This is a genomic window from Devosia chinhatensis (assembly GCF_000969445.1).
In the GTDB taxonomy this organism is placed as follows: domain Bacteria; phylum Pseudomonadota; class Alphaproteobacteria; order Rhizobiales; family Devosiaceae; genus Devosia; species Devosia chinhatensis.
Genome location: NZ_JZEY01000054.1, coordinates 870,544 through 892,260, shown reverse-complemented (window position 1 = coordinate 892,260; position 21,717 = coordinate 870,544). Strand labels below are relative to the sequence as shown.

20 protein-coding genes are annotated in these 21,717 nt (G+C 60.4%); 8 read left to right on the top strand and 12 right to left on the bottom strand.

Features of this window, described 5'->3' with window-relative positions:
- Positions 1–22: 22 nt before the first annotated feature.
- The 4 genes from acpS to rpoZ all read right to left on the bottom strand — a co-directional run bounded on the left by acpS (position 23) and on the right by rpoZ (position 3,794).
- On the bottom strand, positions 23–451 hold the full coding sequence (gene acpS / locus VE26_RS04310; RefSeq protein ID WP_046103908.1) for a holo-ACP synthase: 429 nt from the start codon (positions 449–451) through the stop codon (positions 23–25).
- Positions 448–1,038 carry an orotate phosphoribosyltransferase gene (gene pyrE / locus VE26_RS04305; protein WP_046103907.1) on the bottom strand — a complete coding sequence of 197 codons (591 nt, stop codon included), beginning with the start codon at positions 1,036–1,038 and terminating at the stop codon, positions 448–450. Before pyrE ends, acpS begins: the two co-directional genes overlap by 4 nt.
- On the bottom strand, positions 1,031–3,313 hold the full coding sequence (locus tag VE26_RS04300) for a RelA/SpoT family protein (RefSeq protein WP_084619948.1): 2,283 nt from the start codon (positions 3,311–3,313) through the stop codon (positions 1,031–1,033). Before VE26_RS04300 ends, pyrE begins: the two co-directional genes overlap by 8 nt.
- A 112-nt stretch (positions 3,314–3,425) precedes the next feature.
- Positions 3,426–3,794, bottom strand: coding sequence for a DNA-directed RNA polymerase subunit omega (gene rpoZ / locus VE26_RS04295; protein WP_046105001.1), 369 nt, complete (start codon positions 3,792–3,794; stop codon positions 3,426–3,428).
- Between the two features lie 221 nt (positions 3,795–4,015).
- Between rpoZ and VE26_RS04290 the strand changes: the two genes are divergently transcribed.
- A complete protein-coding gene (locus VE26_RS04290; RefSeq protein WP_046103906.1) occupies positions 4,016–4,567 on the top strand; it encodes a LabA-like NYN domain-containing protein in 552 nt (183 codons plus the stop codon).
- Between the two features lie 9 nt (positions 4,568–4,576).
- On the opposite strand, the gene smpB is transcribed toward VE26_RS04290, so the two are convergent.
- Both smpB and dapA read right to left on the bottom strand, forming a co-directional pair.
- A complete protein-coding gene (gene smpB, locus VE26_RS04285; protein WP_046103905.1) occupies positions 4,577–5,074 on the bottom strand; it encodes an SsrA-binding protein SmpB in 498 nt (165 codons plus the stop codon).
- A gap of 88 nt (positions 5,075–5,162) precedes the next feature.
- A complete protein-coding gene (gene dapA, locus VE26_RS04280) occupies positions 5,163–6,038 on the bottom strand; it encodes a 4-hydroxy-tetrahydrodipicolinate synthase (RefSeq protein ID WP_046105000.1) in 876 nt (291 codons plus the stop codon).
- Positions 6,039–6,211: 173 nt separating this feature from the next.
- On the opposite strand from dapA, the gene VE26_RS04275 reads away from it, so the two are divergent.
- On the top strand, positions 6,212–7,159 hold the full coding sequence (locus VE26_RS04275) for an alpha/beta hydrolase (protein WP_046103904.1): 948 nt from the start codon (positions 6,212–6,214) through the stop codon (positions 7,157–7,159).
- A gap of 64 nt (positions 7,160–7,223) precedes the next feature.
- Here the strand turns inward: VE26_RS04275 and VE26_RS16995 are convergent, their stop codons facing one another.
- On the bottom strand, positions 7,224–8,747 hold the full coding sequence (locus tag VE26_RS16995; RefSeq protein ID WP_084619945.1) for an OmpA family protein: 1,524 nt from the start codon (positions 8,745–8,747) through the stop codon (positions 7,224–7,226).
- Positions 8,748–8,954: 207 nt separating this feature from the next.
- Positions 8,955–10,367 carry a hypothetical protein gene (locus tag VE26_RS04265; protein ID WP_046103903.1) on the bottom strand — a complete coding sequence of 471 codons (1,413 nt, stop codon included), beginning with the start codon at positions 10,365–10,367 and terminating at the stop codon, positions 8,955–8,957.
- A gap of 379 nt (positions 10,368–10,746) precedes the next feature.
- Between VE26_RS04265 and VE26_RS04260 the strand changes: the two genes are divergently transcribed.
- A complete protein-coding gene (locus VE26_RS04260) occupies positions 10,747–11,487 on the top strand; it encodes an SDR family oxidoreductase (protein WP_046103902.1) in 741 nt (246 codons plus the stop codon).
- On the opposite strand, the gene nagA is transcribed toward VE26_RS04260, so the two are convergent.
- The 3 genes from nagA to VE26_RS04245 are packed head-to-tail and all read right to left on the bottom strand — an operon-like array spanning position 11,484 to position 14,427.
- Entirely contained in the window at positions 11,484–12,644 is a 1,161-nt protein-coding gene (gene nagA / locus VE26_RS04255; RefSeq protein WP_046103901.1) for an N-acetylglucosamine-6-phosphate deacetylase, read from the bottom strand. The two genes, VE26_RS04260 and nagA, sit on opposite strands and share 4 nt — an antisense overlap.
- Positions 12,641–13,669: an SIS domain-containing protein gene (locus tag VE26_RS04250; protein ID WP_244465622.1), complete on the bottom strand. Its 1,029-nt coding sequence runs from the start codon at positions 13,667–13,669 to the stop codon at positions 12,641–12,643. Before VE26_RS04250 ends, nagA begins: the two co-directional genes overlap by 4 nt.
- A complete protein-coding gene (locus tag VE26_RS04245) occupies positions 13,666–14,427 on the bottom strand; it encodes a GntR family transcriptional regulator (RefSeq protein ID WP_046103899.1) in 762 nt (253 codons plus the stop codon). The genes VE26_RS04250 and VE26_RS04245 overlap by 4 nt, the downstream gene beginning before the upstream one ends.
- A 243-nt stretch (positions 14,428–14,670) precedes the next feature.
- Here VE26_RS04245 and VE26_RS04240 point away from each other — a divergent pair, with 243 nt between their 5' ends.
- Complete coding sequence (locus VE26_RS04240) at positions 14,671–15,564, top strand: N-acetylmuramic acid 6-phosphate etherase (RefSeq protein ID WP_046103898.1); 894 nt, start codon at positions 14,671–14,673, stop codon at positions 15,562–15,564.
- Here VE26_RS04240 and VE26_RS04235 read toward each other — a convergent pair.
- Positions 15,553–17,991: a glycoside hydrolase family 2 protein gene (locus VE26_RS04235; RefSeq protein ID WP_046103897.1), complete on the bottom strand. Its 2,439-nt coding sequence runs from the start codon at positions 17,989–17,991 to the stop codon at positions 15,553–15,555. The genes VE26_RS04240 and VE26_RS04235 overlap by 12 nt on opposite strands.
- A 153-nt stretch (positions 17,992–18,144) precedes the next feature.
- Here VE26_RS04235 and VE26_RS04230 point away from each other — a divergent pair, with 153 nt between their 5' ends.
- The 4 genes from VE26_RS04230 to VE26_RS04215 all read left to right on the top strand — a co-directional run bounded on the left by VE26_RS04230 (position 18,145) and on the right by VE26_RS04215 (position 21,681).
- A complete protein-coding gene (locus tag VE26_RS04230) occupies positions 18,145–18,621 on the top strand; it encodes an SRPBCC family protein (protein ID WP_046103896.1) in 477 nt (158 codons plus the stop codon).
- 403 nt (positions 18,622–19,024) lie between these two features.
- A complete protein-coding gene (locus VE26_RS04225; RefSeq protein WP_152658705.1) occupies positions 19,025–19,267 on the top strand; it encodes a hypothetical protein in 243 nt (80 codons plus the stop codon).
- A 552-nt stretch (positions 19,268–19,819) separates the two neighbouring features.
- Positions 19,820–21,085 carry a tyrosine-type recombinase/integrase gene (locus tag VE26_RS04220; RefSeq protein ID WP_046103894.1) on the top strand — a complete coding sequence of 422 codons (1,266 nt, stop codon included), beginning with the start codon at positions 19,820–19,822 and terminating at the stop codon, positions 21,083–21,085.
- Positions 21,052–21,681, top strand: coding sequence for a hypothetical protein (locus VE26_RS04215; RefSeq protein ID WP_152658704.1), 630 nt, complete (start codon positions 21,052–21,054; stop codon positions 21,679–21,681). The genes VE26_RS04220 and VE26_RS04215 overlap by 34 nt, the downstream gene beginning before the upstream one ends.
- The last annotated feature ends 36 nt before the right edge of the window (positions 21,682–21,717 follow it).

Here is a 21,717-nt window from a genome sequence, read left to right as displayed (position 1 = left end):
CAGGTTAGGCGGTGCGCAAGGGTTAGGCGTTTGTCCCAGCCGGGTCAACGGACTTGATGGGCAGCGCCTCGATGATCACAAAGGCCTGCGCAAGCCCGGCGTCGTCAGTTATCGTAAGATGGATATGGGCTTCGTGTCCTGGCGGAACAAGACGGGCCAGCGCCTTTGCCGCACCATTTGTCAGGTTCATCGTCGGCTTGCCGGATGGCAGGTTGACCACGCCCATGTCGCGCCAGTAGACGCCCCAGGAAATGCCTGTGCCCAAAGCCTTGGAACAGGCCTCCTTGGCAGCGAAACGCTTGGCATAAGACGCAGCGCGCTGGGCCCGACGATCGGACTTCCTGCGCTCGGTTTCAGTGAAGCAGCGATGGGTGAAGCGATCTCCGAAGCGATCAAGGGAGCTCTGCACGCGATCGATCTGGATGAGGTCAGAGCCCAGGCCGACGATCATTTGACACCCTGAATACCGCGACTGCCCGGCTTGACCGCGGGAATGGCCGCAAGTTCGGCCGGCAATTGATCGGCAGGGTAAGCCGGCACCTTGAATTCAATCAGGCTGACTAGCGGGACGCCGACATCGGCCTCACCGCCCGACCGGTCGATCAAGCAGGCAGCGGCCACCACGTCTGCTCCGATCTTGCGCAGGGCGGCGACACATTCACGGATGGAAAGGCCGGTCGAGACGATGTCTTCGACAATTACGACCTTATCCTGCGGACCGATCTCAAAGCCGCGGCGAAGCTCGAACTCGCCGTCGACGCGCTCGGTGTAAAGCGAAGGCAGGCCCAGGTGCTTTGCCGTCTCGTAGCCCGGGATTATGCCGCCGATTGCCGGCGAGACAACCTTGGTGACGCCAGGGACCTCTGCCTTTATGCGGTCGGCCAGCGCCTTGCAGAGCTTTTCGGTCTGGTGGGCATATTGAAAGACGCGAGCCTTTTGCAGAAAGACCGGCGAGCGCAGGCCGGATGAGAGAATGAAATGCCCTTCCAGCATGGCTCCGCATTGGCGGAAGATATCCAGCACTTCATCCCTAGTCATCGCGCAAACTCCTGTCGACCTTGCCGTCCCATTCGAGCGTCGAAATCATGCCCGCTTCCCTGATGCCCGCCCGCTGAACCGCAGAAAGGCCGGGGCTGCGCTTGAGCGTTTGCAGGACATCGGTCAGTTGCGCAAGGTCGCGCACTTCAATTTCGAAGATCATCTGGTGGAAGTCCGGCGAAATCATGCGCATGACGAGATTGTTGATATTGGCGTCGCAGGCTGCGATGGCCGACGAAATCTGCGCCAGAGAGCCAGGCCGATTCACCGATTCCATCGAGACGATGGTGGTGTAGAGCCGGTCGTCCTTGCCGCCCAGATTCCAGCGCACGTCGACCCAGGCCACGTCACGGTCGTGGTTTTCGACCAGCGCATCGGAATGGATGGGATAGATGGTGAGCGGCGAGCCAGGCTCGAGAATGCCCACCAACCGATCTCCGGGCACCACGCCCTCCCCCGACAGATGGACGGGCGTATGGAAATCAAGCTGTGCCAAGGCCAGCTTGGCCTGGGAGCCGGAGCGCTGTCCGCCAGGGACACGAAAGCGGAACTGATCGGTGGCGCGCAGGGCGAACCAGCCATCGGCCGTATCAGCAACGGGCAGATCTAGCTTGCGTTGGCGGCGCTTGCGAATGCCCTTGATCTGGGCCAGCGCATTGCCGAGCGGCTCGGAGCCGATCTTGCCCTCGCCCACTGCAATCAGCAGATCGCGCTTTGATGGCTGCTCGAGCGCCTCGGCAAGCGACTTGCTCTCTGCATCGTCGAGCATCACCCCTTCCCGTTCGAGCATCATGCTCAGCACGTGCTCGCCAAGAGCATGGGCGCGCTGCGCCGCGGCCTGACGCACGGCCCGGCGGATCGCGGCGCGTGCCTTGCCGGTGGCGGCAATGCCAATCCAGTTACTGGGCGGACGATGATTGTGATCGCGCAGGATTTCAACCTCGTCCCCACTGCGCAATTGCGTAACAAGGGGGAGGATCAGTCCGTTGATCTTGGCGCCGACGCAGGTATCACCGATATCGGTGTGCAGCGCATAGGCGAAATCGATCGGCGTGGCTCCGCGCGGCAGGGCGATAAGTCGTCCGCGCGGCGTGAAGCAGAAAACCTGATCCTGGAAGAGCTCGAGCTTGGTGTATTCGAGGAAGTCTTCGGAGGCGATGCCGGAAGTCAGGTGGGAAATGGTCTGCCGCAGTGACCCATAGGCATGGGATTCAAGTTCGATGCGGCCCAGATTGGCCGAGGCTCCGTCCTTGTACAGAGCATGGGCGGCAATACCGAACTCCGCGACGCGGTCCATATCCTCGGTGCGAATCTGCAGCTCCACACGCTGCCGGCCGGGGCCGACAATGGTGGTGTGGATAGATTGGTAATCGTTGTGCTTGGGGACCGAAATATAGTCTTTGAAGCGGCCGGGCACGACCTTCCACTGGGTATGGATGAGCCCTACCGTCCGGTAGCATTGCTCAACGGAGCCCACAATGACGCGGAAGCCGATCATGTCGGAGAGCTGTTCCAGCGCGATCGACTTGCGTTCGATCTTGGAGAAGATGGAATAGGGTGACTTTACCCGCGCCTTGACCCGCGCCGTGATGCCGGCATCGGCGAGCCGCTCTGTCAGCTCGCGCGTAATGGTGCCGATCGTTTCCTGATTATCGGCCTGCATCTGGTCGAGGCGGGCGATGATGGCGTTGTAATGATCTGGCTGGAGAATGCGGAAGCTGAGGTCTTCCAGCTCATTGCGCATGTCCTGCATGCCCATGCGCCCAGCAAGCGGCGCATAGATGTCCATGGTTTCCTGAGCGATGCGCTGCTGCTTGTCAGCCCGCATATATTGCAGCGTGCGCATATTGTGCAGGCGATCCGCCAGCTTGACCAGCAGCACGCGCACGTCCTGGCTGATGGCCAGCAGTAGCTTGCGCAGGTTTTCCGCCTGGGCTTCCTCCCGGGAAACCAGGTTCAGACGCTCGATCTTGGTCAGGCCATCGACGATGGTCCCGATTTCCGGCCCGAAAAGCTGATCGATCTCGGACCGTGTAGCGTCCGTGTCCTCGATAGTGTCATGCAATAGGCCAACGGCGATGGACGCATCATCGAGCTTGAGCTCGGTCAGAATGGCCGCAACTTCAAGCGGGTGATTGAAGTAGGGGTCGCCCGAGGCACGCTTTTGCGAGCCATGCTTTTGCATGGCGTACACATAGGCCTTGTTCAACAAATTCTCGTCGGCGTTCGGGTTGTAGGCCTGAACGCGTTCGACGAGTTCGTACTGACGCATCATGGATTAGTCGCTCGCTCGCAGAAAACGAGCTTAGCGCCTGTATTGAAAATGAAAAGAGCGCCCGGCACATGCCGGACGCTCCTGATATAATCGCATTGTGCGACAGCGCAAATTAATCGTCACGCCGTTCCGGCGGAGCCAGGCTTTCGATGCCGCGCAGCAGTTCTTCTTCGCTGATCGTGTCAAAGTTGATCGAATCATCGTCGCCAGCACTCTCGATGAGCGGAGCGGCGCTGGATTCGGGCTCGTCGACTTCGACATATTTCTGCAGCGAATGGATCAGATCCTCGTGCAAATCTTCGGGAGAGATGGTGCCATCGCCGATTTCACGCAGAGCCACGACGGGATTTTTGTCGTTGTCGCGCGGAACGGTGATCTGGGCGCCAGAGGAAATCATGCGCGCGCGATGAGCGGCCATGAGGACGAGGTCGAAGCGGTTTTCGACCTTTTCAATGCAGTCTTCAACGGTGACGCGTGCCACGAACGTCTCCACAATAAGGGGGATGAAGGGTCGCAATACACGATAGATCCGCCCATGGCAAGGTTTGCTGGCCTCCCCCGAGACGCCGCTTCGCCTTGTTCGACCGGGGGAAATGTGCGAACACCGAATTTAAGTCGGGCATCGGGACGGGTTTTTCGCCCCCATGCTACCTTGCGGTGTACATCAAAAGCGGAGCCCCGCTTTTTTCCGGAGAGCTTTTCATGGCTATCGACCCGCGCGAAAAAATTGCTCTCTTTATCGATGGTGCCAATCTCTACGCCACGTCGAAGGCCATCGGGATCGACATTGATTACCGCAAGCTCTTGGCCGAATTCAGCGCCAAGGCCTATCTGTTACGGGCCAACTACTACACCGCCCTGATCGAGGACCAGGAATATTCATCGATCAGGCCACTGATCGACTGGCTGGATTATAATGGCTTCACAGTGGTGACCAAGCCGGCCAAGGAATTCACCGATGCGGCCGGCCGGCGCAAGGTGAAGGGCAACATGGATATCGAGCTGACCGTGGACGCCCTCGAGCTGGCCCCTTATTACGATCACCTGGTGCTGTTTTCGGGCGATGGCGACTTTACAGCCCTGGTTGCCGCGCTGCAGCGACGCGGGAAACGCGTTACCGTGGTTTCAACCCTGACCACGCCCACCCCGATGATCTCGGACGATCTGCGCCGACAGGCCGACTTTTTTCTCGATGTCGCGGAACTTGCCAAGACGGTGGGGCGGCCGCAGGTGCAGCGTCCGACCGAAGCCTAGGCGCCTACCCTACCCGCGCCCGCCTTCCTTCATGATCCGCGCCTTGTCGCGGTTCCAGTCGCGATCACGGCTGGTGGCGCGCTTGTCGAAATTCTTCTTGCCCTTGCCCACGCCGATCAGCAGCTTGGCCTTGCCATGATCGTTGAAAAAGAGCTTGAGCGGTACGATCGTATTGCCTGCGCGGGCCACTTCCTGGTCAAGCTTGGACAATTGCTTCTTGGACACCAGGAGCTTGCGTGGCCGGCGCTCCTGATGGTTGAAGCGATTGGCCTGAAGATATTCTGGGATATGAGCGTTGATGAGCCAGAGCTCACCACTTTCCGGGGACGCATAGGACTCGGTGATCTGGGCCTTGCCCAGCCGCAGTGACTTCACCTCGGTGCCGGTCAGGACAATGCCGGCCTCGAGCGTATCGCCAATTTCATAATCGAAACGCGCTCGGCGGTTCTCCGCCACGAGCCCGTGGCTGATCCATCCATTCTTGTTCTTGTCGTTCTTGCTGGACATGGCGGTATCACGGTTCAAAAAAGAGAATGTCCGGTCCTGGTGTCAGACCGGACAATCGAATTGGTCGTCTTGAGGTTGCGTCTAGCGCTTACATAAGACCGGCATGGTGCATTGCAAAGTCCATGGCCTCCTGCGTGGGCTTGGCGACAGGGACCAATGGCAGCCGCACTTCGTTTGCGCACAGGTTAAGACGGTTCGCGACATACTTTGCCGGTGCCGGATTGGGCTCCATGAAGAGATCGCGGTGCAGATAGACGAGCTTATCGTTGATTTCGCGCGCGGTGTTGAAGTCGCCGACCGTACAGGCATCCTGCATCTGCGAACACAGGCGCGGCGCGACATTTGCCGTCACCGAGATACAGCCGTGGCCGCCGTGGGCATTGAAGCCGAGCGCGGTGCTGTCGTCGCCCGAGAGCAGGATGAAATCCTTGCCCAGCTTGCTGCGCTGCATGCTGGCGCGCTCGAGGCTTCCCGTCGCATCCTTCACACCGATGATGTTGGGATGGGCATCACGCAGCCGGACGATGGTATCGACCGCCAAATCCACCACCGTGCGGCCCGGGACCGAATAGAGGATTATGGGGATGCCGACCGATCGGGCGACGGCCGAGAAGTGCTGGAACAGCCCTTCCTGGTTTGGCTTGTTGTAATAGGGCACAACCGAGAGAACGGCATCGGCGCCGGACTTTTCGGCATGTTGGGCGAGGGACACGGCCTCGGCAGTGGCATTAGAGCCTGCGCCGGCAATGACCGGCACGCGCTTGTTGGCCACTTCGATGCAGATCTGGACAATGCGGTGATGTTCTTCATGGCTGACCGTGGGGCTTTCGCCAGTGGTTCCCACCGGCACCAGGCCGTGGGTACCCTCGGAAATCTGCCAGTCGACAAAGCTGGCGAAGGCTTTCTCATCCACGACCCCATCGCGCATGGGGGTGATGAGCGCCGTAATCGAACCTCGCAGCATTTGTCGGTATTCCTCGAATTGGATGCCGGCGCGAACGGCCGGTCCTTCCTTGATGTTGATTTGGCCCGATACCCGCCGGTATCGAACAGGCCGCACCATACTTTTATCGGCGGCGCGCCACAAGGCGCGTGAAACGGCTTGTGACTCGGGCGAGTGCGCCGGTAAATGGCGGCATGATATCCCTCCTGCAGCGCCCCCGCACCGTGCCGGCCAATCACCCGCCCTTTGCCGGCCTGCCCGTGCATCACATCGTCACGCAGGACGGCAGAACACGCGCAGCCGTTCACGTTCGCGGCGCTTTCATCCAAGCCCGAATGCCGCTTGTGTGTCTTGCAGGCTATCAGCGCAACATGAGCGACTTTGCCGCCTTCGCGGACTATTTCCGCCGACTGGGTCCATCGGATTGGCCACTGGTGCTCATCGATCTTCCCGGAAGGGGTAGAGCGGATGATCGCCGCAAAGTCGACGATTATGGATCGCTTTCCGATGCGCGGGACGTTGCCGACATCCTGGCAGCGCTTGGGATCGGACGCGCCATCCTGCTCGGACAGGGGCATGGTGGGCAGGTTGCCATGGCCCTTGCCGCGGCGCATCCGCTGTTAATTGGTGGCACCGTGCTGCTCGATGCCGGACCCGTCACCGATCCAAGAGGCATCGTGCGTCTGCGCAATAATGCCGAGCATCTGGCCAACCTGCGCGGAAAGTCAGTCTTAGCAGGCTTTCGGCGCATGCTTGCGGGCAATCATCCCGGCCTTTCGGACAGCCAATTGGATGCGCTGGCCTTGCGCACGCATTCTTTCGACAAAAGAGGCCGCGCGCATCCTCTCTACGATTCCAGACTGATCGGCCTTCTGAAGGATATCAGCTTCAGCGACGTTCTGATGGCTCAATGGCCGCTTTTCGATGCGTTGAAATGCGCCCCGCTTATGGTGCTGCGCACGCAGCTGACCGATCAGTTGCGTCGGGAAACATTCGACGAAATGGTGCGCCGGCGCCCTGACGCGGAAGCGCTGACCCTTGCAGGACAGGGCTCGCCTGCCCTTTTCGACCAAAGCGAGGAAATCGCTGCAGTGGCGCGTTTCGTCTTTGCCGCAGGCACGCGGGGAAAGTGGGCGGCCTAAGGGCTCGAGGCCTCAGGCTTGCTGACTGCGCTTAAGGCCATATCCTTTCGGCAACCGCCCGCGATTAATTCTCCGGATTTTGGACCGTCACGACGATCCGCCGGTTCTGGCGCTTCCCTTCGGCGCTACCATTGTCCGCAATGGGCTGGGATTCGCCGTAACCGATGGCATAGAGGCGACCCATATCGATACCGCGCTCGATCAGCGCGTTCACCACCGCTTCGGCTCGAGCCACGGACAGCGCCAGATTGCGCTGATTGTCGCCATCGCTGTCGGTGTGTCCCTCCACGAAGACGCTCGCCTGCGGACAGCTCGCCAGAGCCTGGGCGAAGAGGTCGAGTTCAGCAAAAGCGCTATCAGCGATGACCGCATTTCCTGATTGGAAGAGAATGGCGTTGTGTCCGGACAATTCGGTGAGCCGGGCACTGCAGGACGCCAATTGCGCCGTCTGCGTTGCCTCATCTTCGGACTGCGCAGCTTGGGCCGCCTGCACAGGATCTTCGACCAAGTCTGACTTCACTGCAACCGGTTCCCGCTGCTCTGCAACGGCGGGCTCAGGTGTCGGCTCCGCCTGCTCAGCCACGGAAGCGGGCGTTTGAGCTGGCGCAGTGTCGCTATTGAACGGCCCCTCGGCTTCGACCGGCGTCTTCAGCGGCTCCAGTCCAGGGGCTAAATCGGCCGTGTTACCGACATTGTCCGTGACATTTTCGGGCGGCGCGACTTCGGCGGTGGCCAATACGATGTCCTGTGGCAGACCGACTTCCAGCAAGGCGCGAATGGCGCGGTAGTCGCTGGCGCTCAAGGCCGTACCCGATAAAGTGAGCCTGTCCTGCGTCAAGACAAACCGACCCTCGCTCATCCGGTCGAGTACCTCCAAGCCGAAGTCGACCCCAGCCTGATAATGCACGGAAGCGCCCCGCCCGAGCTTTAGAAAGTTGACATCGGCATCGTCGCGGGAGGCAAAGGCGTCTCGGGTAGCCGCATCCGGAGCGTAGCCATCGAAGACGAGAATGCCGCCTGCCTGACGTGTAACGCTGATCCAGTAGTCACTGACCGAGGGCGGCGCCACTTGTATGATGGAGTTGGACAGGGTTTCCGTCGTCATCTGAGCGACCTGCCTGCTGGGCGGCACATGCATATGCCTGCTGGCGCCATCGATGATGGCGTCGCCCTGTCCAAGGTGCGTCTTCGGCAAGACCGAAAGATCGCGGGCAAGAACGCCCCTAGCATTTCGTGAGCTCTCAGAAAGGCTTGCCACGCCATCTTCAATTTTGACTTCATATCGCGGGAGGGAAATGTGCGGCGGGACGTCACTAGCGTCGGAAACATAGGACGTGTCCAGCATGCCAGTCCCAGCGGCAAACGCGACGACACTCTCGGCGCCAGAGCCTGCGGTTCCCGTCAGTTCCGGACGCCGCGCGGTGACGGCATCGCTCGCCCACGTATAACCGACGCGAGCATGGCTGGCCTCCCCTCGCCCACTGACGTCAGAGGTCAATGACGGTCCGGTCATGGCCATAGCCGCAATCGTGCCACCAAGTATGGTCGCCACGCCCGGCGCCACCCACTTAAGGAGGTCCCTGATCATCCCGAATCCATTGGAAAACCGCAACTTTCGGCACGGTAGACGATTTGGTTGGCGCAACAAAGAAAATTGACCGCGCGGTATGTCTGCACATCGCGAAGCTCGGCTTTCATGACCTTCACGCCCATTGCGAACAGCGCTTCTTTGCAGCAGACAAAAAGAAAGGCCCGGCAGAGCCGGGCCTTTCCCAATTCAGGAGTAATCCAAGGATTACTTGAATTCCTTGGAGGCCTTGAAGGTGACCTTGTAAGCGCCGTTCTGGTGAACTTCAGCACCGAGCGACGATTCAAACTGACCACCGGGCTTCCAGCCGAGTTCGGCCTTGCCGTAGAAGTCGGTCTGCGAAGCAGGAGCGACAACAGCGCGGGTCGAACCATAGACACCGATTTCACCGGTGAGGGTGATGGTTTCGGTGACGGCTGCGACGACCTGGGCAGCGACCTGGTAGCCTTCAGTGTTGGCAACGTCGGTGTTTTCATCAAACCAACGACCGCCGAGGTTGATACGGACGCCTTCAGTGACGGTTGCACCGACGGAAGCGCCGAAGCCAGCCTGGTTGGCGAGAGCAACACCGTTGTTGGTGCCGCCATTGGCTTCACCCGACAGAGCGATGGTGAACATGTCGAAGTTGCCTTCGGCCGAACCCAGAACGTTCCAGTAGGTGTCGTTCACGTTGTTGGCGCTGTAAGCACCGGCAGCGCGGATCTTGAAGGCATCGAAGGTGCCGGTCACGCCAGCATGGACAGCCCAATCTTCGACAACGCCGTCGAGGATGCCACCGGCAAGACCGGTAACGTGAGCGGCAATGCCTTCACCGGCATATTCGACAACACCGACCAGGGTGCCAGCCGACTGAGCAGCGGTGACGCCGTCATAGAAGCCGCCGAAAGCGCCGACTGCAGAGTCACGGTCGAGGTTTTCAAGGCCGGCCTTGACGGTTACGCCATTGCCGAGGCTCGAGACGACCTGGATCACGTGACCACCGGTACGCGGATGATCCTTGGCGAACATGACGCCCTTATCAACGGCGTCGGAGTTGAACAGGCCGAGCCAGTTGAACGGTTCGTCATCGCCGAAGTTGGCGACGGAGCCCTTCTTACCAGCCATCAGGGTGGTGGTGTCACCGACCTGAACGAAGGCTTCGTCGACGATCCAAGCGCCGTTCGAACCAGCACCGTTGGTGGTGGCGTCGCCGCCGACCGTCGGAGCACCTTCGTTGGTGAAGACGGTCTGGGTGATCGACTTCAGCTTGATGGTGGCGGAAGCGGGACCGAAGTCGCTCGAAGCGGTACCAACGAACTTCAGCCAGGTCTCAACCTTGGTTTCCCAGTCGTTGTTCAGGTCGGCAGTGGCGCCGGCATCGTTGTCGATGACGTTGCGGGTACCAGCACGAGCGGCCAGAGCGAAGGGAGCCCAGTTGCCCTTGTAGTCGCCCCAGTTGAATTCGTAGGCAACCTTGCCGGAGATAGCGAGGCAGTTGTCAGCGGACGAAATGGTCAGGCCGGAGATGCCCAGCGAGTCGCAGACGTCCAGCGAGGTGAGCACGCCCAGATCGGCGGCGAAGCCAGCGGTCGAGAGACCGGCAGCAGCAACAGAACCGAGGATAAGGCTCTTGAGTTTCATTGGTTGACCTCCAAAGTCAGTCATTTGGTGCCGGTTACCCAGCGGTTTGTCGAAACGCGACCACACAATTCGTGGTGCTGTGTGTTGCCGTCGCGTTGCGACCGACAAACGATCCCATGCATGGATTCGCAAGACCCACTCTACGCACAGAAAAACCGGACGCAATCTCGGCGAGCAGGTTTCCGGGCCGACACAATGTGGTTGCATTGCGGTTGTTGCAGATTCAGCACACAACTGGAAACCAGATGTTAATCCAGCTTAACAAGGCGTTAAAAATGCCGGAAATCCGGGCCATAGACGACTTGTATGTGCAAATCAGAGGGCTCAAACCCTATGCCACATCAGTGGCATTGGCATGCCGCAATTATGGAGATCGAGGATGAGTGAGACCAGGATTGCGCTTGTTACCGGGGCCACCTCGGGGATAGGCCGCGCGGTAGCGCTGGGCCTCGGCCAAGCCGGCTGGCAGATCGTGGCATGCGGCCGCCGCGCCGACCGGATCGAGACGCTGAAGCGCGACGACGGGCTTGATGCGATGATTTGCGACATCACCGATCCCGACGCCGTGAGGTCGATGTTCGAGGCTATTGCCACCCGGTATGGCCGGATCGATCTTGTCTTCAACAATGCGGGTCGCTTCGCGCCGGCGACCTCGTTTGGAGATCTGGCCATCGATACCTGGAAAGAGATGGTCGATACCAATCTCAACGGCGCCTTCTATGTTGCGCGCGAGGCGTTCCGACTGATGCGCGCCCAGAAGCCGATGGGCGGCAGGATCATCAATAACGGTTCGATTTCCGCTTATGCTCCCCGACCGCAGGCGGCGTCCTATACCACCACCAAACATGCCATTACTGGACTGACCAAAGCGATTTCGCTGGACGGACGAGCATTCGACATTGCCTGCGGCCAGATCGACATCGGCAATGCGCAGACCGACATGACCAGCACCATGAATGCGGGTTCGTTGCAGGCCAATGGCGATGTGGTCCCCGAACCCACTTTCGAATTGCAGCACGTCGTTGACGCCGTGCTTTACATGGCCGGACTTCCTCTAGCCGCCAACGTTCAGTTCATGACGGTCATGGCGACAAAGATGCCCTATATCGGCCGTGGCTAGGCCGCCCAGACCCGTTGCCCGCCGATCCATGTCGACTGCACTTTACGCCCATTGGTCAGGTGTACGAAATCTGCCCGAGCGGCACGGCGAAGATGGCCATAGGCCGCCTCAATGCCCATGGCCTCCGCAGGATAGAGGGAAGCCATGCGGAAGGCTTCGTCCGGAGCCAGCCCGATAGTGTCGATGACAAAATTGACGGCGTCGATCATGTCCAGATCAGCGCCCGCCAAGGTGCCGTCGGCCAGGCGCAGGGCGCCGTCGGCCCGTGTAATCGTGCGGCCGTTCAGCTTAAACTCGGTCAGGTCGGTCCCTGTCTGCGACATGGCATCGGTGACAAGGAAGATGCGTCCCGGTCCTCTCTTGGCCCGAAGGGCAACGCCCATGCTGGCAGGATGCACGTGAATGCCATCGGCAATCAGGCCGGCGAAGACGCCGGGCGTGTCCAGCGCTGCACCGACCAGCCCCGGCTCCCTGTTCCCCATCTGGCTCATGGCATTGAACAGGTGGGTTACCATAGTAGCGCCGGCAGCAAACGCGACACCGGCCTCCGCCGTCGATGCTTCACTATGCCCAAGGCTTACGATTGCGCCGGCTTCGGCCAAGGCCAGGATTTGCGCTGGCGACACCGATTCCACCCCAATTGTGCAGAGCAAGTTCGGAAGCTCTCGTGCGGCAGCCACGAGGCGAGTGAGGTCACTGTCCTCCATGGGTCGGATCAGGTCTGGATCGTGAGTGCCCTTTCGCGCCAGGGAGAGGTGAGGGCCCTCAAGATGCAGCCCGAGAAAACCGGGAACGCGATGGCTGGCAGCAGCCAGCCCCGCGGCGATCGCGGCGACATTGACCGCAACGCCATCGGTAATCAGCGTGGGCAACAGGGCAGTCGTGCCAAAGCGAGCATGCGCCGCGCAAATGGTCTGGATGCCTGCAAGGTCCGGCTGATTGTTGAAGAGAACACCGCCTCCGCCATTGACCTGCAGATCGATGAAACCGGGCACGAGCATGCCATCGTCCATCATGACGCGTTCGGCGTGTACCGGAATATCGGACGCACTGACAATGCCGCTTACGAAGCCGAACTCAATCATCAGGGCCGCATTCTGGTGCCAGTTCTCACCGTCGAATATGCGGGCGCCACAAATGGCGAGAAGATCGCTCATATCGTCTCGGTGACCTTGCGTAGCATTGGCGGCTCATCTGGGTTGAGGCCGCGGTGGCGGGCGAGCGCCTCCACGAAACCATAGAAAGATACGATCAGAGACAGCGGATCGGTGATTGGATGTCCCGTAGCCGAAAAGGGCAGACGCGACGCCGCACCAGGCCGATCGCTGGTGAGAAACGCTCGCGCCCCCTGCCCCGCCAATTTGTGCGCCATGTCGGCGACCGAGGCTTCGGCAGCGTCACGGGCGGCCAGCCCGAGGACGGGATATCCAGGGGTAACGATGGAAACCGGACCATGCATGACTTCAGCAGCACTGTAGGATTCGCCCTGGATGCCGCACGTCTCCTTGAACTTCAATGCCGCCTCGTTGGCGATGGCAAATCCGGGGCCCCGGCCGAGCACATAAAGGGCGGAGTGGCCGTCGAGCGCGGGGATCATGTCCGACCAGTCGCAGGCAACCGCGCGGGCAAGGCTGTCCGGCAGAGATTGTACGGCCTTGTTCAGGTCGCTGTCCCCACTCCAGCGCGCCAGCAGGGCCAGGCCTGCCACCACCGACGTCACGAAGGTCTTGGTGGCCGCGACGCTCTTTTCCACTCCGGCATGAAGATCGATGGTGAAGTCAGAGGTCTGTGCCAAGGGGGAATTCATCGTATTGGTCACGGCTATCGTGGTCGCGCCACTGCGCCGGGCAGACTGTGCCATGCCGACGATATCCGGGCTCTTTCCCGACTGGGAGATGGCCAGCGCCGCAGCACGGTCGAGCTTGAGATCCTTGCCATAGATCGATGCGATGGATGGACCGACAGAAGCCACTGGCAGCCCCAAGGTGAGCTCGATGGCGTATTTGAGGTAAGCCGAGGCATGGTCCGAAGAGCCGCGTGCGACGGTGATTACCAAGGCCGGATCGACCTCGCGCAACCGGGCCGCTGCGGCATTGAGAACAGGGGTCGCCGTGTCGAGGAAACCGGCCACGACGGCAGGGATCTGATCCACTTCCTGACGCATGTGAGTTTGAGCGGTCATGATTTTGCTCCGGCACTGGGGTCGCCGAGCCGAAGTTCGGCGACGAAGTCGTAGGTATCGCCCCGATAGATGGAGCGGGTGAATTCGATCACCCGGCCGGTGGCCAGGTAAGAGATGCGCTCGATATGCAACCCGGCCGAGCCGACCGGAACCTGGAGACGCGATGCATCGTCCTCGGCGATATTGGCCGCCCGTATGCGCTGAATAGCGCGGACCGGACGAACGCCGAAACGGTCGAGATGTTCGTAGAGCGAATCCCCCAGCGCCGCCGGGTCGGGCAGAATGGTTGACGAGAGGCTGGCGCGCTCGATAGCCAGCGGCATGTCGCCCGTCAAACGAAGGCGCGAAATCCGTGCCGCTCTTTCGTCAGATCCGAGCCCCAGCACCATGGTTTCTTCGGGGGACGCTGCGTAAAGTCCCCGATCAAGCCATTGCGAGCGCACCGACATGCCACGGCGCGCCATGTCCTCGGTGAACGAGGTCAGCTGCGACAGCGATTGTTCGACGCGCGGGGTTTCCGGGGCAACGAACGTGCCCGACCCATGCCGCTGCACCAGCACACCGTCCTGGACCAATTGCTGGACGGCCTTGCGCACTGTGACGCGGGACACGTCCGCTCGCAGGGCCAGATCGCGTTCGGAGGGCAAGGCGTCGCCGGGATTGATCGTGCCGCGCCTTATGGCATCTTCGATCCAGCGCTTAAGTTGAAGATAGAGCGGGCCGCCGACCGGCAGCACCACGGGACCATCTCCAAACATGCCTTGGGATTCGTCAGTCACGTTTTCCTCCACCAAGGTCTCGACGTCGTAGCCACGCCAGGAGATCAGCGCAACATATTAAATACCAATAAGATACCATTGACAGCCGAGTTTGGCTCCTTCCTTCTGCGGGTGACCAGCTATTCATTGAGCGATCTGCGTTTTTTGTTCTCATCTTTATGCCCACCCCATGCAAACTGGACAAGTGGTATTTTTTTGGCATTATCGCGTCACGGAGGGATTATGGCTCAGAAACTGACCGAGATACACCATAGCGCGGCACACGGGCTGGAGTTGCGGGAGGACACGGACGTCCTCACGCTACTCGCCGACGGCCAAAGCGAAGCTGCCCAGGCAGTGGGGTCCGCTATATCCGCCATGGCCAAGGCATCTGCTCTCGCGGCCGCGAGTCTGCGCAGCGGCGGCCGGTTGATCTATGCCGCAGCCGGTAGTTCCGGCCTCATGGCACTGGCCGATGCTCTTGAATTACCCGGGACTTATGGCATTCCACGTCACCGGATCGTGGTGTTGCTGGCAGGCGGCATGGACGCGCTGGTGGATATGACGGGAAGCCCGGAAGACGACGGCAGTGCGGCGGAAACGGCCTTGGGGTCGCATGACCCCAACCCCTCGGACTGCCTGATCGCAGTGACGGCGAGCGGCCAGACGCCCTATCCGGTTGCGGCAGCCCGGATGGCCCGGAAAATGGGCACCCGCACGATCGGGATTGCCAATAATGCCGACGCGGCGCTGTTCGGGACGGTAGACGTGCCGATCCTGCTGCCGACCCCACCGGAGGTTATTGCCGGCTCGACGCGGATGGGCGCGGGGACGGCGCAGAAGATTGCGCTCAACATGCTGTCGACGCTGATGGCGATACGGCTTGGTCACGTGCATGACGGGATGATGGTCAACCTCTTGGCGGATAACGCGAAATTGCGTGAACGGGCCAAGGGCATCGTCATGTCCATTGCCGGGGTCGACGCCGAAAAAGCCAGCGCCGCCCTGGACTTAACGGGTGGCGCCGTCAAGCCGGCAGTGCTGATCGCGGCGGGGGCGGCGGCGGATCGGGCGGCGCTATTGCTCGACCGGCACGAGGGCCACTTGCGGCCGGCGCTGGCCGAACTAGGTCACTAGATCGTTGGCGCAACGCACGACGGGTGCGCCAGCCAATCCCGCTGCGTCGATTTCATCAATATTTTCAACGATGAAGCGGTGCACCTCGCCGGGCAGAAGCGTAACCAGCATGTCACTGATTTCAGCATCGGAGGCCAGCCGGTCGGGGAAAATGCAGAGGTCCTTGAGCAGGGTCCGGGCAGTTACGGCGATTTCCCAGCGCGAATCCCCTAGGTTTTTCAATGCGATATCGTATTCCGGCTTTGGCAAGGCGAGGTCGATGTCCTCGGTGAACCAATGGAAGGCAGTGCGGTCGTGCATCTTGGCGACGAGCACTTCGCGTTTCGGATCGACCGGCGCCGAAAGCTCTTTTGGAACAAGGAGTTCGGCGGCGGAGAAGCGGTCGGCACAAAGCCGCCAATGGGTCCATTCGGCCAGGATATTGCCGTCGAAATCGAGCCGCCTGAGCGTCACCGCGCCGCGCCAAAACAGGGTGCGCTCATTGACCGCGACGACGGTCAAACCTGTCGTTCGGGGCTGTATTGTGAGCAGACTGTTAGCGCTGACCGTGCGCAAGGCGTACCAAAGCGGTTTTTTGCGACCATAGCCGTCAATCGCTGCCCATGAGGTCACCGGCCAGCAATCATTGAGCTGCCAGACGATGGTGCCCATGTTGCGCGGACGGTGGCTGCGCATGTGGGCAATGCCGAAGGAGATTGCGCGGGCCTGGTTGAGCTGGGTAGCGAAATGCCAGTCGTCCATGCCCTGCGGCTCGGGCAGATGACCAGCCAGACCGCGCAGCAATTTGTCGTTGCCGATGGTGGCCTTCTGGTGATGCCAGACGCCGGGGGAGACGGGCGTCAAAGGCTCGTCGTGAACGGACTGGGTGAGGGTCGCCCAGGTGGGGGGCGCCTGCCAGCCGAATTCGGAGCAGAAGCGGGGAATGGACGCGGCATAATGCTCGTAGCCGATCTCGTTCCAGACGTCCCAGAGATGGGTGCAACCATGGTCGGGATCGTTGGGGTGAATATCCATGGTGCCCGAATAGGGCGAGCCGGCCCAATAGGGACGCGTGGGGTCGAGCGTAGCGACCAGGCGCGGCAGGAGATCGAGATAATAATGGGCGCCCCAGGTGCGGCCCTCGAGGGCGGGCTGCCAGCCCCAGTCGAAATAGCCCCAGATATTCTCGTTATTGCCATTCCAGAGCACGAGGGACGGATGGGGCATGAGACGGACGATATTGTCGCGCGCCTCGGCCTCGATCTCGGCGGGCAGATCGCCCTCCTCGGGATAGGCGGCGCAGGCAAAGAGAAAATCCTGCCAGACCAGCATGCCGGCGCGGTCGCAGGCCTCGTAGAAAGCCTCGGTTTCGTAGATGCCGCCGCCCCAGACGCGCAGCATGTTGATATTGGCGCCCCGGGCCTGATCGATGCGGGCGGCGTAGCGCTCGGGGGTGACGCGCGGCAGAAAGCAATCGTCCGGAATCCAGTTGGCGCCGAAGATATAGACCGGCACGTCGTTGACCACGACGGTGAAGGCGGTGCCGTGTTCGTCGGGCGTGGTGTCGAGCCGGATGGAGCGGAAGCCGATGGCGCGGCGATAGCTATCGATGACCCGATCGCCCGCAACGAGCTCGACCACGAGATCGTAAAGCGGCTGGCTGCCCAGATTGTGCGGCCACCAGAGCCGGGGCGCGGGCACGACCAGATCGAGAGCGGCCGCGCCGTCCGCGACCGGGGCCGCGGCGCTCTGCCCGGCGATGCTGACGCGCAGGGCGAGCCCCGAAGCGTCGCCAGCGGCGATATCGGCGTGAACACGGACATGGCCATCGGCGCCGGACAGGGTGATTTCGGGGCGGACGCTGGCCAGCCGCGCGGCCGGGCCGCTGTCGAGCGTCACGGCCTGCCAGATACCGGCCGTGACCAGGGTCGGGCCCCAATCCCAACCGAAATTGCAGGCCATCTTGCGCATGAGATTGGCGGGGCCCGGATAATTGTTGGGGCGCGGCTCGTATTGGGCGGCCAGGGCCTCGCCGCGTGTCCAGGCGGACTGGAACGTGATGGAAAGATGGTTCTCCCCTGCCCGCAGATGCTCGTGCACCGGGAAGCGATAGGCGCGGTTCATATTGGCGGTGTCGCCGATGGCGACGCCGTTGAGGCGGATGGCGGCAAAGGTATCGAGCCCGGCAAAGACCAGATCGGTGATTTCGGCGCCTTCGTCCCGCCAATCGAAGACAAGGTCATAGCGCCAGTCGCAGCGGCCGACCCAATCGACGGCGATCTCGTTGAGATCGAGATAGGGATCGGGGATCAGCCCCGCGGCGAGAAGATCGGTATGCACCGTGCCGGGCACCTGGGCCGGGATCGCCTCGGGCAGGCCGGGCCGCGCGCCGGGGCCGCCCAGGCAGGTCAGGGTCCAGCCGGAATGAAGGGGGCGGCTCTGGCGCATGGAAACCTCGAAAAATCGCGTGCGCGGCTTCCATACATGAGGCAGGCTCCCCTGTCAGGGCCGGCGCATGCACAAAGAGGATCGGCGCTGTCGAAATGACGCCGGCCGGCTCGTCGCAGCAGGCACGCCCAAGGGGCAGAGTGGAGACACAAGATGAGTGAGACCGAAACCAAGGATGCCAGCCGCGACCTGGTGCTGACGCGGCTGATCGATGCGCCGCCCGAGGCGGTCTATCGCTGCTGGACCGATGAAACGCTTTTGCCCAGATGGTTTGCGCCGAAGCCCTGGACGGTGCCGCGTGCAACGCTGGACCTGCGGCCGGGCGGGCAATGCAATGTGGTGATGGCCGACGAGGCCGGCACCGAATATCCCAATCCCGGGCAATATCTGGAGATCGTGCCGAACCGTAAGCTGGTCTTTACCGATGCCTATATCGGCGACTGGGTTCCGGCCGAAAAACCCTTCTTCACCTGCGTGCTGACCTTCGTGCCCGAAAACGGCAAGACCCGCTACACAGCTGTGGCGCGCCACTGGAACGCCGAAGATCGGGAAGCGCACGAAAAGATGGGGTTTCATGAGGGCTGGGGCCTCTGCGCGGCGCAGATGGAGGAAGTGGCGCGGGGGCTTTGAGGGCCAACAAGAACCGGGCAGCCTTCGGATCCAGCAAATCACGCCGCAAACGGTTAATGTTGTGAGGAGGGACTTGGCACCTTTGTGGACCAGTTTACCTAAGCCAAACCAAGAGAGTTAAGATGCGAGCAATTGTCAACCTGACGTTGACAACGAAGCCATTTACATGCGTTTTATCGAACAGTCTTGTTGGGACACCGGAATCTCGCTAAAGTAAAGGCCGAGCCAGGAATTCTGGCTCGGCCTTCATTTCTTCCTTCGCGGCGCGCCCCGAGGTGGAGATGCGCGTCACCCAAGTAAGATCGACAGTCAGCTTGTAGGGCGCGGAGGGTTCGAATTCAACCTTTATCGGAGTTGCACTATGCACCGACACACCGTCCGCATCGTCCTATACGAGGCCACTATGCCCGACTACCTTACTTTATATGCCGAAGCTGAGCGGCTCGGCTTCACGGATGTTATCGTCGCCGACGATGGCCGTCTTTATAAGATGCCTCCCGGTGAATATGACATTGTAAGCCCGCTAAATGCCTTTGCAGTACGGGAACTTGCGCAGATGGCAGCAAGCGCTACAGGTCGCAATAACGCCGTTTTGGTAACAGAAGCTGGTATTCGCACTTGGTTCAACTTGCTGCCATTGAATTAATTTGAGCGAGGGCGGCTTTGCCGCCCTCCTTACTTATTGATGAACTCTCAAGGCCCTAATGGTCGCAATATGGCAATAACGATTGATTGCAAATTGCGGCGCAGAATCACGGACATTACATGTCGTAAGCCTAAAGGACCCACTGCAGTGGTTATATAGAATGCTAAATCCTGAGTACTGCCGTGGATCAAAGTACGGCTACAACACGTCATTGGCTACAGGAAACACGGGAACGCGCGATAGGCGCCAAGACATTGGCACGGACATATCGTCGGCACTGAACCGACGTAATATCTATAAACTTTAATCCAGATCAGTCGCCATTTTCATGATGCAGGCCCAATTATCCGAGCCCACTGAAAATTTGATCGACAAAAACAAGTGGCGGAGAGGAAGACCGCCATTCGTCTCGGCATAATTGTCTCCTCTCGTCGCAGTTGCCTATCATCTATCTGAACTTGTTGCAATTTTAGGAAAGCGGACAGTTTACAACGGTCTCTATCTGTCGCATGCATTCGCATTGCTTTTAGCGGGTAGGATGGGGGGTAAACCGTGCCGCGGATCGCGAAAGAGCTGTCTGCTCTGGAAGTCAAACGCCTCGTTCATCCCGGTGCAGATGGATTGACTACGGTCGCAGTCGGCGGCGTCTCCGGCCTCATGTTACAATTCACCCCCGCCGGTGGACGCAGTTGGGTGCTGCGCGCTTCGGTCGGGGGGCGCCGACGCGAAATGGGACTTGGCAGCTATCCTGAAGTGTCGCTGGCGCAAGCGCGCGACACGGCGCGGGAGTTCAAAGACAAAATCCGCCAGGGCATTGACCCGGTCGAAGAGCGCAGGGCGGCCCGCGCTGAGCTCGTCGTCCAACGCATGCGCAATTTGCGATTTGCCGATGCTGTCGACAAATGTCTCTCCGCAAAGCTCGATAGCTTTAAGAATTCCAAGCACCGCCAGCAGTGGGAAAACACGCTGGCGACCTACGCAACGCCTCTGCTGGGAGAAATGCAGGTCGCGGACATCACGGTTCATGACGTCTTTCGGGTGCTAGAGCCAATCTGGCAGGAGAAAACAGAGACGGCGAGCAGACTGCGCGGGCGTATTGAAACGGTGTTGGCGTGGGCCACCGTGCGCGGCCATCGGTCGGGTGAGAACCCGGCTCGCTGGGGGGGTAATCTGAAAGAGTTGCTTCCAGCACCCGGCAAAATCGCAGAGCAGGAAAATCACCCGGCTATCCAGCTTGCGGACGCGCCAAGGTGGTTTTCAGCGCTGCGCAAACGATCTGGCAATGGTAGCCGCGCGCTGGAATTTGCCGCGCTCACTGCCTCGCGCTCTGCCATGGTCCGAGGTGCCACATGGGATGAAATCGACATGGCGACTGGTCTATGGGTGATTCCGGCCGAACGAATGAAGATGAAGCGTGAGCATCGCGTCCCGTTGCCTTCAGCGGCGCAGCAACTGCTGAGAGCCTTACCGAGGACGAAAGATAACAGCTTGGTCTTCCCAGCCTCGCGTGGTGGCCAGCTCAGCGACATGACGCTTAGTGCGACGATGGCCCGTCTGCATGAAACAGATCTTGCTAAGGGCGGCGCTGGGTTCGTGGATGGCGTCAACACGCGGCCCGCGGTGCCGCACGGCTTGCGCTCGACATTCCGCGATTGGGTGGCTGACCGGACAAATTTTGCAGGTGAAATGGCTGAAGTTGCCCTCGCCCACCAAATTGCCAGTGATGTCGAGGCCGCCTACAGACGCGGCCATATGGTGGAGAAGAGGCGCGAAATGATGGACGAATGGGCGAACTTTCTGACGGAAAAGTCGAAATGAACTTCGACGGGGCAGTAGCTCTTGCGATGGAGGATTTGACCAACATCGACAATCTCTCAACCTCGGCGCATCAGGCGTCATATCACGTTGAGCAAATGGCCGACCTCTCCATTGATATAGACGGTCATCCATACGAGCCCTCTTGGATCGAGAAGAGCGCGTTCTATACGTGGTATTGGGACGCAATCTCGTTGCATTGCATCCGATTACTACAATCTGACGCTGATATTTCGCCGCCACTCCGAAAATGGCTTGCAGATGTGTTGTCAACTGAACTCGCCGGCGAGCGATCCCGCCCCAAAGCTGCGCCGAACGAAACGAAGGGCCGTAAAGAGGACAGATCTCACAAAGACATGCGGATTTGGCTTGCCGTAGAGAAATTGGTGACCAGCGGGTTAACTGCGATGCGTAACGATGAACCCCCCAACCATCATAGTGCGTGCGATGCTGTCGCTAAGGCTCTGGCCAAATTGGGGAAAAGCCCAAACAGTTATGATGGCGTCAAAACCATTTACAAGAGGGAGAAGGCATTCAACGCCGCCTCGCACGCTAGATTTTTAGCAGCCATTGACGCAGGAGAGTACCCGTTCGACTGATGTGGGTGAAATCACCGAAATGATAAAACCCATGAG

Excerpts from the sequence above, each read along its gene's own strand:
- nagA (WP_046103901.1), bottom strand. The coding sequence starts at position 12,644 with ATGAGCGATCTTCTCGCCATTTGTGGCGCCCGCATATTCGACGGTGAG.
- acpS (WP_046103908.1), bottom strand. The coding sequence starts at position 451 with ATGATCGTCGGCCTGGGCTCTGACCTCATCCAGATCGATCGCGTGCAG.
- VE26_RS04265 (WP_046103903.1), bottom strand. The coding sequence starts at position 10,367 with ATGAAACTCAAGAGCCTTATCCTCGGTTCTGTTGCTGCTGCCGGTCTC.
- VE26_RS04250 (WP_244465622.1), bottom strand. The coding sequence starts at position 13,669 with ATGACCGCTCAAACTCACATGCGTCAGGAAGTGGATCAGATCCCTGCC.
- pyrE (WP_046103907.1), bottom strand. The coding sequence starts at position 1,038 with ATGACTAGGGATGAAGTGCTGGATATCTTCCGCCAATGCGGAGCCATG.
- VE26_RS04275 (WP_046103904.1), top strand. The coding sequence starts at position 6,212 with ATGATATCCCTCCTGCAGCGCCCCCGCACCGTGCCGGCCAATCACCCG.
- VE26_RS16995 (WP_084619945.1), bottom strand. The coding sequence starts at position 8,747 with ATGATCAGGGACCTCCTTAAGTGGGTGGCGCCGGGCGTGGCGACCATA.
- VE26_RS04230 (WP_046103896.1), top strand. The coding sequence starts at position 18,145 with ATGAGTGAGACCGAAACCAAGGATGCCAGCCGCGACCTGGTGCTGACG.
- VE26_RS04245 (WP_046103899.1), bottom strand. The coding sequence starts at position 14,427 with ATGTTTGGAGATGGTCCCGTGGTGCTGCCGGTCGGCGGCCCGCTCTAT.
- dapA (WP_046105000.1), bottom strand. The coding sequence starts at position 6,038 with ATGCTGCGAGGTTCGATTACGGCGCTCATCACCCCCATGCGCGATGGG.
- VE26_RS04290 (WP_046103906.1), top strand. The coding sequence starts at position 4,016 with ATGGCTATCGACCCGCGCGAAAAAATTGCTCTCTTTATCGATGGTGCC.
- VE26_RS04300 (WP_084619948.1), bottom strand. The coding sequence starts at position 3,313 with ATGATGCGTCAGTACGAACTCGTCGAACGCGTTCAGGCCTACAACCCG.
- VE26_RS04225 (WP_152658705.1), top strand. The coding sequence starts at position 19,025 with ATGCCCGACTACCTTACTTTATATGCCGAAGCTGAGCGGCTCGGCTTC.
- VE26_RS04215 (WP_152658704.1), top strand. The coding sequence starts at position 21,052 with ATGGGCGAACTTTCTGACGGAAAAGTCGAAATGAACTTCGACGGGGCA.
- VE26_RS04235 (WP_046103897.1), bottom strand. The coding sequence starts at position 17,991 with ATGCGCCAGAGCCGCCCCCTTCATTCCGGCTGGACCCTGACCTGCCTG.
- smpB (WP_046103905.1), bottom strand. The coding sequence starts at position 5,074 with ATGTCCAGCAAGAACGACAAGAACAAGAATGGATGGATCAGCCACGGG.
- VE26_RS04260 (WP_046103902.1), top strand. The coding sequence starts at position 10,747 with ATGAGTGAGACCAGGATTGCGCTTGTTACCGGGGCCACCTCGGGGATA.
- VE26_RS04240 (WP_046103898.1), top strand. The coding sequence starts at position 14,671 with ATGGCTCAGAAACTGACCGAGATACACCATAGCGCGGCACACGGGCTG.